At 67.8% G+C, this 16,171-nt stretch carries 14 protein-coding genes; 6 read left to right on the forward strand and 8 right to left on the reverse strand.

Translation table 11 applies throughout. From position 1 onward, the window contains the following. Nucleotides 1–76: 76 nt before the first annotated feature. Nucleotides 77–361 carry a WhiB family transcriptional regulator gene (locus DTA22_RS26615; RefSeq protein ID WP_037236040.1) on the reverse strand — a complete coding sequence of 95 codons (285 nt, stop codon included), beginning with the start codon at nt 359–361 and terminating at the stop codon, nt 77–79. A 25-nt stretch (nt 362–386) separates the two neighbouring features. After that, nucleotides 387–1,160, reverse strand: a complete 774-nt coding sequence (locus DTA22_RS26620; protein ID WP_112301468.1) for an SDR family NAD(P)-dependent oxidoreductase — start codon at nt 1,158–1,160, stop codon at nt 387–389. Nucleotides 1,161–1,397: 237 nt separating this feature from the next. Between DTA22_RS26620 and DTA22_RS26625 the strand changes: the two genes are divergently transcribed. The 4 genes from DTA22_RS26625 to DTA22_RS26640 all read left to right on the forward strand — a co-directional run bounded on the left by DTA22_RS26625 (nt 1,398) and on the right by DTA22_RS26640 (nt 5,434). Further along, nucleotides 1,398–2,789 carry an MFS transporter gene (locus tag DTA22_RS26625; protein ID WP_112301469.1) on the forward strand — a complete coding sequence of 464 codons (1,392 nt, stop codon included), beginning with the start codon at nt 1,398–1,400 and terminating at the stop codon, nt 2,787–2,789. Next, nucleotides 2,786–3,673, forward strand: a complete 888-nt coding sequence (locus DTA22_RS26630) for a transketolase (RefSeq protein WP_112301470.1) — start codon at nt 2,786–2,788, stop codon at nt 3,671–3,673. Before DTA22_RS26625 ends, DTA22_RS26630 begins: the two co-directional genes overlap by 4 nt. Before the next feature lies 1 nt (nt 3,674). Further along, the gene (locus DTA22_RS26635; RefSeq protein ID WP_112301471.1) at nt 3,675–4,667 is read left to right on the forward strand and encodes a transketolase family protein; all 993 of its coding nucleotides are present in this window, start codon (nt 3,675–3,677) and stop codon (nt 4,665–4,667) included. Between the two features lie 116 nt (nt 4,668–4,783). Further along, complete coding sequence (locus tag DTA22_RS26640) at nt 4,784–5,434, forward strand: GntR family transcriptional regulator (protein ID WP_037236050.1); 651 nt, start codon at nt 4,784–4,786, stop codon at nt 5,432–5,434. A gap of 67 nt (nt 5,435–5,501) precedes the next feature. On the opposite strand, the gene DTA22_RS26645 is transcribed toward DTA22_RS26640, so the two are convergent. Both DTA22_RS26645 and DTA22_RS26650 read right to left on the reverse strand, forming a co-directional pair. After that, complete coding sequence (locus DTA22_RS26645; protein WP_112301472.1) at nt 5,502–6,611, reverse strand: C45 family autoproteolytic acyltransferase/hydolase; 1,110 nt, start codon at nt 6,609–6,611, stop codon at nt 5,502–5,504. Nucleotides 6,612–6,670: 59 nt separating this feature from the next. Then, nucleotides 6,671–8,098 (reverse strand): purine-cytosine permease family protein, encoded by a 1,428-nt coding sequence (locus tag DTA22_RS26650; protein WP_112301473.1) that lies wholly within the window; start codon nt 8,096–8,098, stop codon nt 6,671–6,673. A 164-nt stretch (nt 8,099–8,262) separates the two neighbouring features. On the opposite strand from DTA22_RS26650, the gene DTA22_RS26655 reads away from it, so the two are divergent. Both DTA22_RS26655 and DTA22_RS26660 read left to right on the forward strand, forming a co-directional pair. Further along, nucleotides 8,263–9,282 carry a LacI family DNA-binding transcriptional regulator gene (locus tag DTA22_RS26655; RefSeq protein WP_112301474.1) on the forward strand — a complete coding sequence of 340 codons (1,020 nt, stop codon included), beginning with the start codon at nt 8,263–8,265 and terminating at the stop codon, nt 9,280–9,282. 152 nt (nt 9,283–9,434) lie between these two features. Next, entirely contained in the window at nt 9,435–12,701 is a 3,267-nt protein-coding gene (locus DTA22_RS26660; RefSeq protein ID WP_112301475.1) for a protein kinase domain-containing protein, read from the forward strand. Here the strand turns inward: DTA22_RS26660 and DTA22_RS26665 are convergent. Genes DTA22_RS26665 through DTA22_RS26675 form a run of 4 tightly spaced genes read right to left on the reverse strand, consistent with a single transcriptional unit; the run spans nt 12,698 to nt 16,171 of the window. Next, entirely contained in the window at nt 12,698–14,059 is a 1,362-nt protein-coding gene (locus tag DTA22_RS26665) for an MFS transporter (protein WP_112301476.1), read from the reverse strand. The genes DTA22_RS26660 and DTA22_RS26665 overlap by 4 nt on opposite strands. A gap of 13 nt (nt 14,060–14,072) precedes the next feature. Then, on the reverse strand, nt 14,073–14,291 hold the full coding sequence (locus DTA22_RS35985; protein WP_146777801.1) for a hypothetical protein: 219 nt from the start codon (nt 14,289–14,291) through the stop codon (nt 14,073–14,075). A gap of 16 nt (nt 14,292–14,307) precedes the next feature. Then, the gene (locus DTA22_RS26670; RefSeq protein WP_112301477.1) at nt 14,308–15,159 is read right to left on the reverse strand and encodes an amidohydrolase family protein; all 852 of its coding nucleotides are present in this window, start codon (nt 15,157–15,159) and stop codon (nt 14,308–14,310) included. A 31-nt stretch (nt 15,160–15,190) separates the two neighbouring features. After that, on the reverse strand, nt 15,191–16,171 hold the full coding sequence (locus DTA22_RS26675) for a substrate-binding domain-containing protein (RefSeq protein ID WP_112301478.1): 981 nt from the start codon (nt 16,169–16,171) through the stop codon (nt 15,191–15,193).

Below are 16,171 nucleotides of genomic sequence, written 5' to 3' on the forward strand. Positions count from 1 at the left end.
CTCTTGGACCTTCTCATCCTCAGGTCGAACGGGGAGGGACATGGATCGACACACCTGCCGAAATTCTTTTTCGAACCTATCGGGCTCGGCCGGCTCTGCGCCGGTCGGTTTCCGTGGTGCCACCCCATATTCCGTGGGTCTCGCGGTGTTCGGTTGCGTGTGCGCGGCATTGGTCGGCGACGATGCAGCCGTCGCAGATCTGTTTGGCGCGTCGTTCCCGCCTGATCCGGGCGCCGCGTCGCTCGCCGTCCGGAGCGAAGAAGGCGGAGGGGTCGGTGGTGCGGCAGTGGGCGCGGTACCGCCACCCCCAGCGTTCGGCGGCGGTTGTGGGTTGGTCGTGAAGTGCTGTGTGGTCGGTCATTGCGTGTCCCGTGGCTGCACCTGACTCAGTGCAGGTGGCTGCCGCCGTTGATGTCGACGGTGGTGCCGGTGAGGTAGGCGGCGTCCTGCGAGGACAGGAAGGTGATGACGGCGGCGACCTCGGTGGTGGTCGCGACCCGGCCGAGGGGGATGTCGCGGCAGAGTGCGGCTTCCTGTTCGTCGGTGCTGCCCACGCGGATGCTGGTGTCGACTGCACCGGGGGTGACGGCGTTGACGGTGACTCCGCTGTCGCCGAGTTCACGCGCGAGGGACTTGGTGAAACCGAGGACCGCGGCCTTCGCGGACGAGTACGGCACCTTGCCGAACACCCCGCCACCACGCTGGGCGGAGACGGAGGACATGTTCACCACACGCCCCCAGCCGTTGTCGATCATGGCCGGCAGGAACGCGCGGGTGACGAGGTAGGTGCCGGTGGCGTTGACCGCCATCACCTTGTTCCACAGTTCCAGCGTGGTCTCGAGGAACGGCACCGGCGACGTGATGCCGGCGATGTTCGCGAGCGCACCCACGGTGGGGAGGTTGCCGCCTGCGACTTCGGCGGCGACGGCGTCGTGGGCCCGCTGGACCGAGGTTTCGTCGGCGACGTCGATGTCGTGACCGAAGGCCGGGACACCGAACTCGTTGCCGATCTCGGCGGCGACCTTCGCGGACTTCTCCCCGTCGAGGTCGAGAACGACGATCGCCCAGCCCTCTTCGGCGTAGCGGCGGGCGGTGGCGAGACCGATCCCGCGCTCGGAGGTGGCGCCGGTGATGACGGCGGTGCGCTGGATGGACGACATGATCGCTCCTCGTGTTGCTGGAATCGCGCGTCCCGTCCGATGCGGTGGAGAGCTGGAAGGTCGACGACGCGGTAGGTGACTGCCACCACAGTAAGCCGATCAACTGTTAACAGTCAACCGTCGGCGGGTAACGGTTGACATATCGACGTGGCTCGGATCACACTGTTGAAACCGCACTGTTGACAGTCAACAAATCGGCGGCAATCGTAGAAACCGGCAGCTCGAAGAGGAGTCCCCATGAGTACCGAAACACTCAGGATGCGAGGTCCTGTCCATGGCACGAAGGACGCCAAGCGCGTAGCAATCGGCTCCTCGGTGGGTGCCGTCATCGAGACGTACGACTTCATCGGCTTCGGCACGGCCGCCGCGCTGTACTTCGGTACCGCCTTCTTCCCGGGCGCCGACCCTGTCACCGGAACACTCGCCGCGTTCGCGACGCTGGGTGTCGGCTTCGCAGCGCGCCCACTCGGCGGGGTGCTCGGCGGACATCTCGGGGACAAACTGGGACGCAAGCCCGTGCTGGTGGCATCGCTGATCGCGATGGGTCTGGCGACGTTCGCGATCGGCCTGCTGCCCACCTATTCGCAGGTGGGACTCATCGCGCCGGTGCTGCTGGTCCTCGTCCGCATCGTCCAGGGCCTCGCGTTCGGCGCCGAGTGGGGCGGTGCGATCCTGATGAGCTACGAGCACGCCCCCTGGAAGTCCAAGGGCAAATTCACCGGCATCGTGCAGGCCGGCTTCCCCGTCGGGCTGCTGCTGGCGAATCTGGTGTTCCTGTTCAGCGTGCACCTCGGCGGCGACTGGGCCTGGCGGGTACCGTTCCTCGCCAGCATCGTCCTGGTGATGGTCGGCCTGGTCATCAGGTCGAAGGTGCCCGAGTCCCCGGTATTCGAGGACGTCAAGAACGAGGGCGACATCGTCAAGTCCCCGGTACTCGAATCCATCAAGTACGACTGGCGAAACATTCTGCGCGGCATCGGTCTTCGAGTCGCCGAGACCGCGGGTTACGCGGTGTCGATCACCTACATGATCTCTTACCTGCACAACCAGGGTCTCGCTGGGAAGTCCGAAACCCTTGTCGCCCTGTGTATCGCGTCCGCAATCGGCGTCTTCGCCACCGTCGCCTGGGCCCGCCTCACCGATCGTATCGGACGACGCCCCCTCTACATCGCGTCCTGCGCCTTCGCGGCACTGTTCGGAATCCCGATGTTCCTTCTGGTCAACACCGGTCTGTTCCTCTTGGTGATCGCCACCATCGTGATCGCCTACGCGGTCTGCCAGAACTCGATGGCGGGAGCGCAGGGTGCGTGGTTCCCCGAACTGTTCGACGCCTCGCGGCGTGCCTCGGGAGCCTCCCTCGCCTACCAGATCTCGGCGATGGTCTCCGGCTTCACGCCCTTCGTCACCACGCTGCTGTTCGTCTCCTTCGGCTGGTGGGGTCCGGCGCTGCTGTTCAGCACGTACGCCCTGATCGGGCTGTGGGCGGCGTTGATCACCCGAGAGACCTGGGGACCCACCGAACGGCGCCTCGCCGCCGAGGCCGCGGCGCGCGCCGATTCCAAAAGCGCCGACACCCCGGCGTCCACCGGCACCACGCCCACGATCCGCAAGGAAAAGGAACTCCTGTGACCATCACAACCGCCACCACCGCGGCCGAAGACACGATCAGTGAAGCGTCGCGCATCGCGACCGTCGAACAATTCGCCTACCGCATGCGGCACAACGTCCTCGACATGGGTGAGGAACAGGGCCAGGGATACGTCGGGCAGGCGCTCGGGGCCGCCGACATCTTCGCCACCGTCTACGCCGACCAACTGCGCTTCCGCGCCGACGATCCCGCGTGGGAGGGCCGGGACCGGTTCCTGCTCTCCACCGGCCACTACGCCATCGGCCATTACGCCGCGCTCGCCGAGGCCGGCATCATTCCCCGCAGCGAACTGGAAACCTACGGCTCCGACGACTCCCGCCTCCCGATGTCGGCGATGTCCACGTACACCCCCGGGATGGAGATTTCGGGCGGCTCTCTCGGCCACGGCCTGACCATCGCGGTCGGGATGGCCCTCGGGCTGCGTCACCAACATTCCACCGCCCGCGTCTTCAACTTTCTCTCCGACGGCGAACTCGACGAGGGTTCGACGTGGGAGGCGGCCATGGGCGCACACCACCACCGGCTCGGCAATCTGACGGCGATGGTCGACATCAACGCGCTCCAGGCCGACGGTGCGACCTCGACGGTGCTCAGCACCGAACCCGTGCACGACAAGTGGGCCGCCTGCGGGTGGCACGTCGAACGCGTCGACGGCAACGACGTCACCGCGCTGGTGCGCGCGTTCGACAACGCCGCCGCCGAATCCGGCGGCAAACCGACGATCATTCTCTGCGACACGAAGGTCGGCAAGGGCGTGCCCCTGCTCGAGACCCGGGAGAAGGCGCACTTCATGCGCATCGACGAACACGAGTGGCAGATCTGCCGCGACCAGCTCACCGCCGGCTTCGACCCCAAGGACGCCTGACATGACCACCGCCAGCAAACCGAAGCTCAAGACGTCGGCCATGATCGCCTCGTTCGTCGACGACGGGCAGAAGACCACGTCCGCACCGTTCGGGCACGCCCTCGTGAAGGCCGCCCGGGAGAACGACAAGATCGTCGGCCTGTCCGCCGACCTCGCCAAGTACACCGACATGCACATCTTCGCGCAGGAGTTCCCCGAGCGGTTCTTCCAGATGGGGATGGCCGAGCAGCTCCTGCTCGGAGCCGCCGCGGGGATGGCCGAGACCGGCCTCGTGCCGTTCGCGTCCACGTACTCGGTGTTCGCCGCGCGCCGCGCCTACGACTTCCTGTGCCTCGACATCGCCGAACCGAACCTCAACGTCAACATCATCGGCGGGCTCCCCGGCCTCACCACCGGCTACGGACCCAGCCACCAGGCCACCGAGGACATGGCCATCTTCCGGGGCATCCCCAACCTCACCATCGTCGATCCGTGCGACTCGATCGACATCGAACAGGCCGTCCCGCAGCTCGCCGCGTCCGACGGACCCACCTACCTGCGGCTGTTGCGGGGGAAGGTCGCGACCGTGCTCGACGAGTACGACTACACGTTCGAACTGGGCAAGGCCAAGGTGCTCCGCGGCGGCAACGACGTCGTGTTCGTCGCCAGTGGCCTGATGACGATGCGCGCGCTGCAGGCCGCCGACCGGCTGGCGGAGCACAACGTCGACGTGGCGGTCGTGCATACGCCCACGATCAAGCCGTTCGACGCCGAGACCGTCCTCGCCGAGGTGAACACCGACCGACTGGTGGTGACCCTGGAGAACCACACCGTGATCGGCGGTCTCTTCGAGACGGTGGCGTCCGCCGTCGTCACGGCCGGCCTCGGTAAGCGGGTTGTGCCGATCGCCCTCCCGGACCAGTTCCTCGACGCCGGTGCCCTGCCCACCCTGCACGAGCGGTACGGCCTGAGCACCGACCGGATCGTCGCCAAGGTCCTGGGCGAACTGGCATGACCAGCGCGTACGGCCCTCGCCGCAGGCCGGGCGGTGCGGGTCGTACGATGGCTGTCAACAGGTTGCTGTCAACAGACCGCTGTCGACAGTTGATCGCTGACCCCACGGAGGCATCCATGGCCGGACAACCCGCCGCACTGCTCGGGCTGGAGAAGACCAGCCTCCGCCAGCAAGCCGTCGCCGCCCTGCGGGTCGCGATCACCAGCGGGGAGCTCGCGCCGAGCAGCCCGCTCGTGGAGACCGAACTGTCCGAAATGCTGCAGATCAGCCGCGGCACGCTCCGCGAGGCGATGCGGCAACTCCAGCAGGAGGGATTGATTTCCGCCGGCGCGCGGGGCCGGCTGTATGTCCGGCACCTCGATTCCAAGGAGATCCGCGACATCTTCGCCGTCCGCGCCGCACTCGAGGCGCTGGCCGTCCGGGAACTCGCGGGCCTGGCCGACCGCGCCACCGTCATCGCGGAACTGCGCGCCGCCCTCGACGTCATGGACACCGCCGTCCTCGAAGCCCGGATCGAGGCCGACCTGAACTTTCACCGCACCATGTGCTCGCTCACCGGCAACGACACACTCCTGCACTCGTGGATCTCCCTCGAAGGATCCATCCGGATGTCGATCATGTTCGCCGGCCTCGACCGCGCCGTCGGGAACATGGACGTCGGCCGCCACAGCGCCATCGTCGACGCCATCGAAACCGGTGACGCCGACGAAGCGGCCACAGCGATTCAGACGCACATGGACTGGGCCTCAGCGAATCTGGTGTCCTGACCCCAGGTGAGTGGTAAAGAGTGCGGGCACACGCTTTGCCGCTCACGTACCGGGACAGGCAGCCGTGTCACCCGCCCACGACGCACGCGGCCTCGGTGGCATCGAGCGTGGTCCACGACCTCCGTCGGGCGTCGATCGGTGTGCCGGCGAGGATGCGGGCACGGCGGTGCTCGGGTTCGAGCAGCACTGTCGCGAGGGTGGCCCAGCGCTGACCGAAGACCGCGTCCGGGGCGGGGACGCAGCACAGCTGGGGCTGCCCCGGATCGGAATACAGGTACTCGACGAGGTGATCGGCGACGGCCGGCTCGGCGTACCGCTGCTGCCGGGAGGCGATCAGACCGTAGCGGTCCTGCGAGTCCGGCTCGTACAGACCGGTCTTCTCGCGGGCGGCGTTGGCCGGGTCGAGGAAGTGGTTGGTGTGCGTCAGGAATCCGTCGCTCGGGCGGAGCGTCGCGACGCCGACGGGGCTGACCTCGGCACACGCGACGGTGTCGGGGTCGATCAGCGTCAGTGCGCCCGAGGTCGCGATCGGTGCCGAGCACAGTAGTTCGAGGGCTTCGTCGACGGTCCCGGCTTCGCCGAGGACCGCCGCGGACAGGACGTGCACGGGCACCCCGGCCGGTGCGTCGTCGCGGTGGCCGAGGATGTTGAAGAAGACGCCGAGGCCCGCGCTGTTCATCCCGATCTTGCCGAGGATGCCGTGCTCGGTCAGCCCCACGTAACTGTGGCGGGTTCCGCGCACCTGATGGGTGTGCCAGTACGGGTCCAGTTCTTCGTGCCAGTCCCAGGTTTGGATGCCGAACGGCGCCGACGGACGATCCGCGGGTGCGTAGGCGATGGTGGAGCACTCGCCGGGACGGGCCGCGGTTGCCTGGGACAGGATCTCCGTCCGGCCGTTCAGCGCCATCACGTGCCAGGGCTCGAGCCCGGCGCCGGCAGCGATGCCCTCGATCTCTTCGAGGTACCGGGGGCCCCACGCCGCCAGCACATCCGCGAGGCGGTGCGCGCTGTCGCGGGTGCGGGACTCGCTCACGCCGACCGTGTCGAACAGGCGCAGATACAGTTCCACGGACGCGGGTAGGTCGCCGCGCAGCTGCGTGCCGCGGGCGACGCCGCGTTCGTGCGGCCGGGTGTCGTCCACGCAGACGTGGGAGTGGACAGTGCTGGTCTCGGTCATCGTCGTCCTCGTTGTGGTGCTGGTGTGAATAGTGCTGTGTGCCGGCCGATCACAGTCGATCAGCGGGCCCGGTACGAACGCATCAGCACGACGTACAGTGCTGCGGAGACGATCAACCCGACCGGTAGTGACAGGTCCACGCCGCCGACCGCGTTCGCGACCGGACCGGTGTAGACCGGGGCGGCGACGCAGAGCGCGGCCGCGGCGATGCCGGTGAAGACGGCGACCGTTCCCGCCCAGTTGATCCCACCGCTGTACCAGTAGGGGCTGCTGCTGGTTTCGTCGCCGAGCCCGAGGCCGTCGTAGCGGTTGCGGCGCCACAGGACGTCGGCGACGTACACGGCCATGACGGGACCCATCACGGTCACGACGAGCTGCATCATGTTGCTGACGGTGTCGAGGAAGTTGGAGACGAGCAGCGCGTACAGCGTCATGGCCACGCCCATCGAGCCGTCGAGGAGGACGCTGCGTGAGCGGCGCAGGCGCAGGCCGACCGATTGCAGGGCGAGTCCGGAGCTGTAGGCGGTCATCGCGTTGTTGGCGATCGTGCCGACGATGACGGCGAGCAGGAAGATCGGTGTGAACCACGCCGGGAGAATGGTCTCGAGTGCGATCTGCGGGTCGGCCATGTCGAGTCCGGTTCCGGCGAGTGCGCCGAGCGCGGTGAACAGCACGCTGGGGACGAACGCGCCGAGCGCCGTCCAGGCGGTGACCGAGACCGGTGAGGTGGTCGCAGGCAGGTAGCGGGCGAAGTCCGCGCTGTTGGTGTAGGACAGCGGAGCCGACGCCACAATCGACACACCCGCGGCCACCGTCGCCCACAGGCCGATTCCGTGGAGTGACTCCGCCGGCTGGTAAGCCCAGTCGGCGTTGCCGAGAACGTATCCGGCCATCACCACGAAGATCAGCGTCAGCACCAGGGCCAGCGGCTGGTAGAGCCGCACGATCGTGGCGTGCCCGTACACGCCGATGGCCAGCGTGACAGCGGCGATCGCCAGGATGATGACGACCTTGACGGGGGTGGTCGCGTCGATCCCGAACCGTTCGACGAGCCTGAAGGCCGTGTACGACGCGGCCGCCCAGTTCAGCGCCAGGTAGCAGACGCTGATGAACCAGCTGGTCACGAGAATGTTCACGCGGTTGCCGCGGATACCGAAGATCGCCCGGGTGATCACCTCGCTCGGCGTGCCCGACGCGGGTCCGCTGGCGGCGACGATCCCGGTGAGGATCGAGAACAGGTTGCCGACCACGATCACCGCGAGAGCCTGCCAGAAGGACAGGCCCATCAGGATCAGTGCGCCGCCGACGACCAGGGCCAGGTAGCTCACGTTGGGCGCCGCCCATACCGCGAACAGGTCCCGGGCGCGGCCGTGCCGCTCGCCGGCGGGGATGAAGTCGATGCCGTGCGTCTCCACCCGCCCGGCGCGATCGGCCGGCGGTGTTTCGCCGGGCGTCACCGCGCGCGGGTCTGCTTTTGTCGATGCCATGGGGTCCTCCGGATAGATGAGCGCGGATGTGCGGCTGGTGGGCGCAATCGCCGATCTGGCGTGACCCCGGTCACCGTACGGAACCAAATCGATTTGGACAAGAGTGGGGTCAGCGAATTTGCAAATCGATTTGGTGCAGGTCGAGCCGTTGGTAGCCTGAGTGCGTGACGGAGAAGCGATCGCGGCCCACCATCGCCGACGTGGCACGGCACGCGGGCGTGTCGACCACGACGGTGTCGCACACGTTCAGCGGCAAAGGCGTCGTCGCCACCGCGACGCGTGAGCGTGTCCGCTCGGCCGCCAAGTCCCTCGGCTACCGGCCGGACGTGGTGGCGAGGAGCCTGCGGAGCAACCGTCTCGGCGTGCTCGCCCTCGTGCTCCGGCCGCTCGAGACACTGGATTCGACTCTCCCGGCGGGCGTCGACTACTTCCTGCGGTTCGCGGGTTCGGCGGCTCTGGCCGCGATGGATTTCGGATACGGGCTCATGCTGGTGTCCGATCCGACGCGCGACGAGTCCCCGGCAGCCGCCCTCGCCTGCGACGGGTTCCTGATCACGGAACCCGTCACGAACGACCCCCTCATCGAGATGCTCCTCGGGGAAGGCGTGCCGTTCCTGTCCGTCGGCAGGGATCCGGCGAGGGCCGCCTACGACGCGTGGCTCGACACCGACACCGAACTCATGACCGACCGAGTGCTGCGGCACCTCGCGGACGCGGGGGCGACGCGAGTGGCTCTCGTTACCGGAACCGATCCCAATTCGTGGAACCTGGGCGCCGAGGCCGCGTACCGCGCGTGGGCAGCGAACCGTGGTCAGGACGCTCTGGTCGCCAGCCGGCCCGAGACCACCGGTGAGGCCGGCGGACGCGAAGCCGCGGACGAACTGTTCGACCGTAACGATTCACCCGACGCGGTGTACTGCCTCACCGGCCGCCACGCCGCCGGGGTGCTCGCGCGGGTCCGGGAACGAGGGCTCGACGTCCCCGGCGACGTGCAGATCGTCGGCGGCTCCGACTCGGAGCACACACGATCCGCCGTTCCCGCGATCACCTCGGTGGACCTACAGCCCGAACACCTCGCCCGCGTGGCCGTCACGATGCTGGTCAACCGCCTCGACAACTCTGACCGGCCAGTCCCACCGGGACACCTCCACGGACGCCTCGTCGTGCGGGGATCCACCCGGTAGTCACGTCGACGACGGGTACCTCCGCCGTGCTGCTCGACGATATCCTCGGGAGGGCGCCGTCGAGAGGTGAGTCCACGGTTGTATCCGCGCTGGTCGCGCCGTCGGGACCAATGCGCCGGAACCACGATCCGACGGGGTGAGTAGACCGTCCGATGGGTGAAGGTGATCCGCTCGACACGCAGCGGTACCCGCCGTCCCCGGCTGCCGAACTCGGTAGATCTGGTTTCGCTGACGTTCAGGAGATCGGCCGCGGCGGTTTCGGCGTGGTCTACCGCTGCACGCAGGCGGAACTGGATCGCACGGTCGCGGTGAAGGTCCTCACCGTCGAGTTCGACGAGGAGAACCGGGCCCGATTCTTCCGGGAGCAGCAGGCGATGGGCCGGCTGACCGGGCACCCGAACATCGTCAACATTCTGCAGGTCGGTGCCACCGACAGCGGCCGTCCCTACACCGTCATGCCGTACCACCCGCAAGATTCCCTCGATGTGCGGATCCGCCGACACGGTCCGCTGCCGTTGGGCCAGGCGTTGCGGCTCGGGGTGAAGATCGCAGGTGCACTGGAGTCGGCGCACCGACTGGGTGTCCTGCATCGCGACGTCAAACCCGCGAACATCCTGCTCACCGATTACGGCGAGCCCGAGTTGGCCGATTTCGGTATAGCGCACATCAGCGGCGGCTTCGAGACCGCCACCGGTGCCGTCACCGGGTCGCCGGCGTACACCGCGCCGGAGGTGCTCGGGGGTGAACCGCCCAGTCCGGCAGCCGATGTCTACGGCTTGGGCGCCACCCTGTTCAGTGCCCTCACCGGCCATGCCGCGTTCGAACGTCGCAGCGGCGAACAGCTCGTCGCCCAGTTCCTGCGGATCACCACACAGGAGGTGCCCGATCTGCGTGAGCGGGGGCTCCCGGACGACGTGTCCGCGGTGATCGCCCGCGCGATGTCCCGCGTGCCCGATCAGCGACCGGCTACCGCCGCCGACTTCGGAGAGGAACTGCGAACCCTGCAACGTGCCCACGGCTTCCCGGTCGACGAGATGCCCCTACGAGCCGAACCCGACACACAGGGCAACGACCGGCGACCGGGTTCCGAAGTGCGACCGAGCGGCGCAGGTGCCTCCGCTCCCATCACGACGGGGAACCTTCCCCTGGAACTGACCAGCTTCGTCGGCCGCCGACACGAGCTCACCGAGGCGAAGAACCTCCTGACCGGGTCGCGCCTGGTGACGTTGACCGGGATCGGGGGTGTCGGGAAGACGCGGCTGGCGATGCGGGTCGCGTCCGCCGTGCAGCGCGAGTACGCCGACGGTGTGCGGCTGGTCGAGTTGGGCGAACTGCGCGACGCGGTTTCACTGATCGACGCCGTCGCGGGCGCACTGGGAGTCCGGGACCACTCGACGAGGCCGCTGCGGGAGGTCCTGATCGAGTTCCTCGCCCCGCGAGAGGTGCTGTTGGTCCTCGACAACTGCGAGCACATCGTGGAGGCGGTCGCCGAACTCGCCGGCCCTCTGCTCCACACCTGTCCGCGGTTGCGGATTCTGGCCACCAGCCGCGAACCCCTCGGCATCGGCGGGGAGGCAGTGCTACGGGTCCCCCCGCTGGCCGTCCCCGATCCCGAACGGAAGCCCTCCTTGCGCGGGTTACCCAAATACGATGCGGTGACGTTGTTTACCGAACGCGCCAATGCCGCCGTTCCGGGGTTCGCGCTCACCGACGACAACGCAGCGGCGGTCGCGGGGATCTGCCACCGGCTCGACGGACTGCCGCTGCCGATCGAGTTGGCGGCGGCCCGGTTGCGGGCGATGTCACCCGAGCAGATCCTCGGTCGCCTCACCGACCGCTACACCCTGCTGACCCGCGGCAGCCGGGGTGCGCCGACGCGGCAACAGACGCTGCGGTTGTGCATCGACTGGAGTTTCGAGTTGTGCACCGCCGGTGAACAACTGGTGTGGGGACGGGTGGCGGTGTTCGCGGGAAGCTTCGAACTCGATGCCGCGGAGCGGGTGTGCGGCGCCGACCTCGACCCGGGCGAGTTGCTGGACACGCTGACGTCCTTGGTGGAGAAATCGATTCTGATCCGGGAGGAGCACGGGTCGGTGGTGCGCTTCCGGATGCTCGAGACTCTCCGCGAATATGGCTACGAGAAACTCGAGCAGACCGGTGAGGCTGTGGCGTTTCGGCGCCGGCACCGGGACTGGTACGAGGCGTTGGCGCTGGATGCGGAGGCCGAGTGGATCAGTGCCCGCCAGCTCGACTGGATCGCCCGTCTGAAGCGGGAACAGCCGAATCTGCGGGAGGCCCTCGAATTCGGCATCGACGACGATCCCGCCGCCGGCCTGCGCACCGCCGCCGCACTCCGCTGGTTCTGGACGTCGCAGGGCCTCTACAACGAGGGCCGGCGCTGGTTGGACCACCTGTTGGCCAGCTACCCCGTCGAACCGACCGTCGACCGGATCAAAGCGCTCTACTGCGCCAGCGTGATGGCCGACGTGCAGGGGGATCTCGAGTCCGGGGCCGCGCTCGTGGCGGAGGCGCGAACTCTCACCGCGCGCACGAGCGATCCGATGATGCGCGCTCTCGTCGCCGACGCGGACGGCACGCTGGCCCTCTACAACGGTGATCTCGAACGGGCCCGCTCTCGCCTCGACACCGCGCTCGCAGAGTTCCGCGAACGGGGAGAACGCACACTCGAAACCAGTGCCCTCTACCTGTTGGGGACGACCCATGGACTGTCCGGTTCGACGGAGCAGGCTGTCGAAAGCCTCGAGCGTGTTCTCGCGATCACAGAGATGCACGGCGAGAAGGTGTATCGATCGCATTCGCTGTGGGCCCTGGGAATTGCGGTGTGGCAGCAGGGTGACGCCGATCGCGCGATCCGCCTTCTCGACCAATCGCTGGAGCTGACCCGGCAAGTGCACAGCCCCCGCTTCGCGGCAGCCTGCCTCGGAGCCCTGGCCTGGATCGCGTGCGAGCGGCGCGACGCCGCCCGAGCCGCAATGCTGATGGGAGCCGCGGAGGGATTGGCGCGGTCGGTGGGCAGTGCTGTGGTCATACATTCCAATCTTCTCGTATACCAGCAGAACTGCGACCAGGAAGCTCGGAAGCGGCTCGGAGGAGCGGTATTCGAGGAGGCCCACCGCAAGGGCCGAAGCCTGGATTTCGATGCGGCAATCGCCTACGCCCTCCACGAGCAACAGGCCGGCACCACCACGCGAGACGCCGACGCGTCGACGCGACTGACCAAGAGGGAACGCCAGGTCGCCGATCTGATCGCCGAAGGCCTGACCAATCAGGCCATCGCCGACCGACTGGTGATCTCGCCGCGCACCGCACAAGGACACGTGGAGCACATCCTGGCGAAACTGGGCTTCACCTCCCGGACACAGGTCGCGGCCTGGGTCGTGGAGCAGGCGCACGACTAGGTAGTGGGCAGGGCCCGACTGTCGCGGTGTCTCAGACACGGTGCTGCGATGGCAGCGGCGATCAGGCAGGCAAGGGCGCCGAGGAGTAGTCCCGCGCGGCCGCCCCAGTGCTGACACACCCATCCGGCGATGGGCGCGCCTACCGCGGTAGATCCGATGAATGCCATTCCGAACAGGGCCATTACTCGTCCGCGTGTGGCCGGTGCGGCGGCGAGTTGCAGCGCGCTGTTGGTCGTGGAGGTGAAGGCGACGCTGCATGCTCCCACACAGGCCATGACTGCAAGCATGATCCACAGATTCGGGGCGAGGGCGGCGACGAGGAGGAGCGCACCGAAAGCGGTTGCTGTGAGCACGAGCGCCCGGGTTCCGGTGCGGCCCCAGGCTGCGACGGCGAGTCCGCTCACCACCGATCCCGCGCCCATCGCAGCGGTGATGAAGCCGTACGCGCCCGGCCCGGCGTCGAAGGTCTGGTCGGCGATGACGGGCAGGATTACCGGGAACTCGAGGGCGAAACAGCCGATCAGGGCCATCATGGTCAACGGTACGGCCAGCTGAGGGGAGCGTCGGACGTATGCGAGACCTTCGCGGAGCTGACCGCGAGCGCGGGCCGTCGGTGGTGAGGGGGTCAGCTGCGAGACGTCGAGGGCGAGAAGGGAGGCGACGACCGCCACGAAACTTGCTGCGTTGAGCAGGAAACACAGACCGACACCGCCTGCTGCGATGACGAGTCCGGCGGCGGCGGGCCCGATCATCCGGGCCGTGGAGTTGAGCACCGATTGCAGGCTGACGGCGTTGCGGAGGTGATCGGCCCCGACCATCTCGAGCAGAAACGATTGGCGTGTGGGGTTTTCGAAGCACTGGTTCAGGCCGAGGACGAGGGCGAGAACGTAGACGTGCCAGAGCTGGACTGTTCCGGTGACGGTGAGAATACCCAGGATCAGTGCTTGCACGCCCATCAGTGCCTGCAGGGCAATCATCAGACGCCGCTTGTCCAGTCGATCGGCAACGACCCCGCCATACGGTGCGACGAGGAGCATGGGCACGGTCTGCAATGCCATCACCACGCCGATCGCGGTGGCGGAGTCGGTGAGCTCGAGGACGAGCCACGACTGGGCGACGGTTTGCATCCACTTGCCGGCTTGGGAAATTGCCTGACCGGTGATGTAACGGCGAAAGTTGGTGCTGCGGAGGGACGCGAAGGTTTGCCGGCGGAGCCCGGAGAGGATGGTCATCGGCCCATCCCGGGGCGGGGTTCTGGTTCGTCGTTGCTCGTGGTGATCACCTCTGCTGAGGAAGTAGCGTGGAAATGCGTGCCGTCCGCCGGATTTCGGCGGACATCGGCAGCGGACGGCACGCACGTGGGGGCACGACCTATATCAGCTCGATCACTGTGCCGACATCGTGCAGATTCTCGTCGGACGAATACCCGTCCGCCTCGAGGCCGTCGCGCGTAATGCGGGACAGCGCCATTCCCTCGGCCAGCGCGAAGGCAACCGGCGCGGCTGCAGCGGCAGATACGAGGGCAACGCATGCATCGAATACACGGCGTGCGATAACGATTGTGCCATCGCATCTTTGCCGAATTGCCATCATTTTCTCCGAGACCCTATGTGGCCAGGCTGGGGTACAGCCGTCGCGCCGTGCCTGCGAAGATCTCCCGGCGTTCGGGCTCGGGCACTTCGGCCAGCACCTCCCGGGCGAGGGCGACGAGTTCGGGCAGCGACTGTTCCGCGGCAGGCAGGTTGGAGCCCCACGCGATCCGGTTCGCTCCGAACGCTGCGAGCACCGGATCGAGGAAACCGGCGGCCTTCGGGCCGGCGTCGTGGAGACGTTCGAGGTTGCGGTGGGTCAGCTTGAGGTGCAGGCCGGGATGGACGGCCAGCGCCGCCACCGCTTCGCCGGCGTCGGTGGGGGAGGCCGCGATGTCGGGGTAACCCATGTGGTCGAGCAGCACCCGGACCGAGGGGAACCGGCGCAGCAGCAGGTGCAGTTGCTCGGTCGCCGGCCCGAGTCGCATCTGCAGGCACACCGTCACGCCGAGCTGGGTGGCCTTGTCCCAGAAGGGATAGGTCTCCGGCGCGGCGAACCACTCGCCCTGGGTGGGAACCGTGCTGCCGCTGGTGAACAGCCGCACCCCGGAGAGGCCGCCGTCGCCGACTACCGCCTCGAGATTGTCGGCGGCGTCGGGCCGCAACGGGTCCACTGTGCCCACCGCGATGAACCGGTCCGGCCGCTGCGCCCTGCTGTCGAGCACATAGGAGTTGTCGTAGCCGTAGGCGGTGGTGGCCTGAACCAGCACGGCCTGGCTGATCCCGGCTTCGTCCATGCGCTCGGCCATGCCGTCCGCGGTGACCGGCCGGGTGGTGGCCCAGCTGGACTGCTTCCCACCGATCGGGGCCCGCGGGTAGCGGGTCACGTCGTCGGTGATGATGTGGCAATGGGTGTCGACGATGTCCATGGTCTGCACCTTTCTCGGTTGGTGGGCCGGATCAGGCGTCCGGGTAGTCGCCCTTGGCGAACAGCAGGGCGGGATCGGCGGCGAAGTCCTTGTCGAGCAGGCCCTGGTCCCGCGAGAACTTCACGAGCGCTCGCACGCTCGCGTCGTTGGCCTGCAGACCGTAGGGAATCGGGTCGGTCCGGATCTGCCTGCCCTGCTTGCCCAGTCGCGGCAGCGCCGACCACTGGGGATCGGCCTCGATCTGACGGCGCTTGCTCTCGGCGAAAGCTGCGTAAAGCGCGGTCGGCAACTCCGGATCGCGGTCGACGAGGTCACGCCGGATCGCGATCACCGAATGCAGTGGATAAATCCCGGTCCGCAGGTACCAGTCGGTGGCGAGCACCTCGTGGTCGGGGAACAGCGGGTACGGCCCGTCGTCGCCCGCGGGTTGCTCGGCCGACGCCGACCACCCCGCCCGCGGCGCACCCGCACGCCCGGTGCCTGCGTTGCCGCTGAACGCGGCGTCGATCTCGCCGGCACGCAGCAACTCACCGAGCGATCGGCCGTCGGTGACCCGCTCGACGTTGGCGGGGGCGCGGCCTTCGATGTGGTCGTCGTCGTCCACGACCCACTTGACCGTGTCGATGTCGAGGTCGTACTCGTCGCGCAGGATGCCGCGCATCCACACCCCGGTGGTCACCGTGTAGGCGCGGACACCGATGCGTGTGCCCGTCAGGTCGGCGGGGAAGCGAATTCCCGATGCCGAGCCGCATTGCACGTCGGCGTGGTGGAAGCGGCGGTTGAGGAAGACGGGGATCCCGGTGAGCGGAACCCCGGCCTGCAGCGCCATCAGGTACGAGGTCGGCGCGAGTTCGCACACGTCGAATTCGAGGTCGCGGATCATCCGCCGGTACGCGCCGATGATCGGGCTGACCTCGACGGGTTCGACTGCGTAGCCGTTCACCGTGACGTCGCCGCCCAGCAGTGCCTGCACGTGCGGGTAGTCCCCGAGTGCGACCGAGAGCGTGTTCAT

It is taken from the genome of Rhodococcus wratislaviensis, assembly GCF_900455735.1.
Taxonomy (GTDB): Bacteria; Actinomycetota; Actinomycetes; order Mycobacteriales; family Mycobacteriaceae; genus Rhodococcus_F; species Rhodococcus_F wratislaviensis.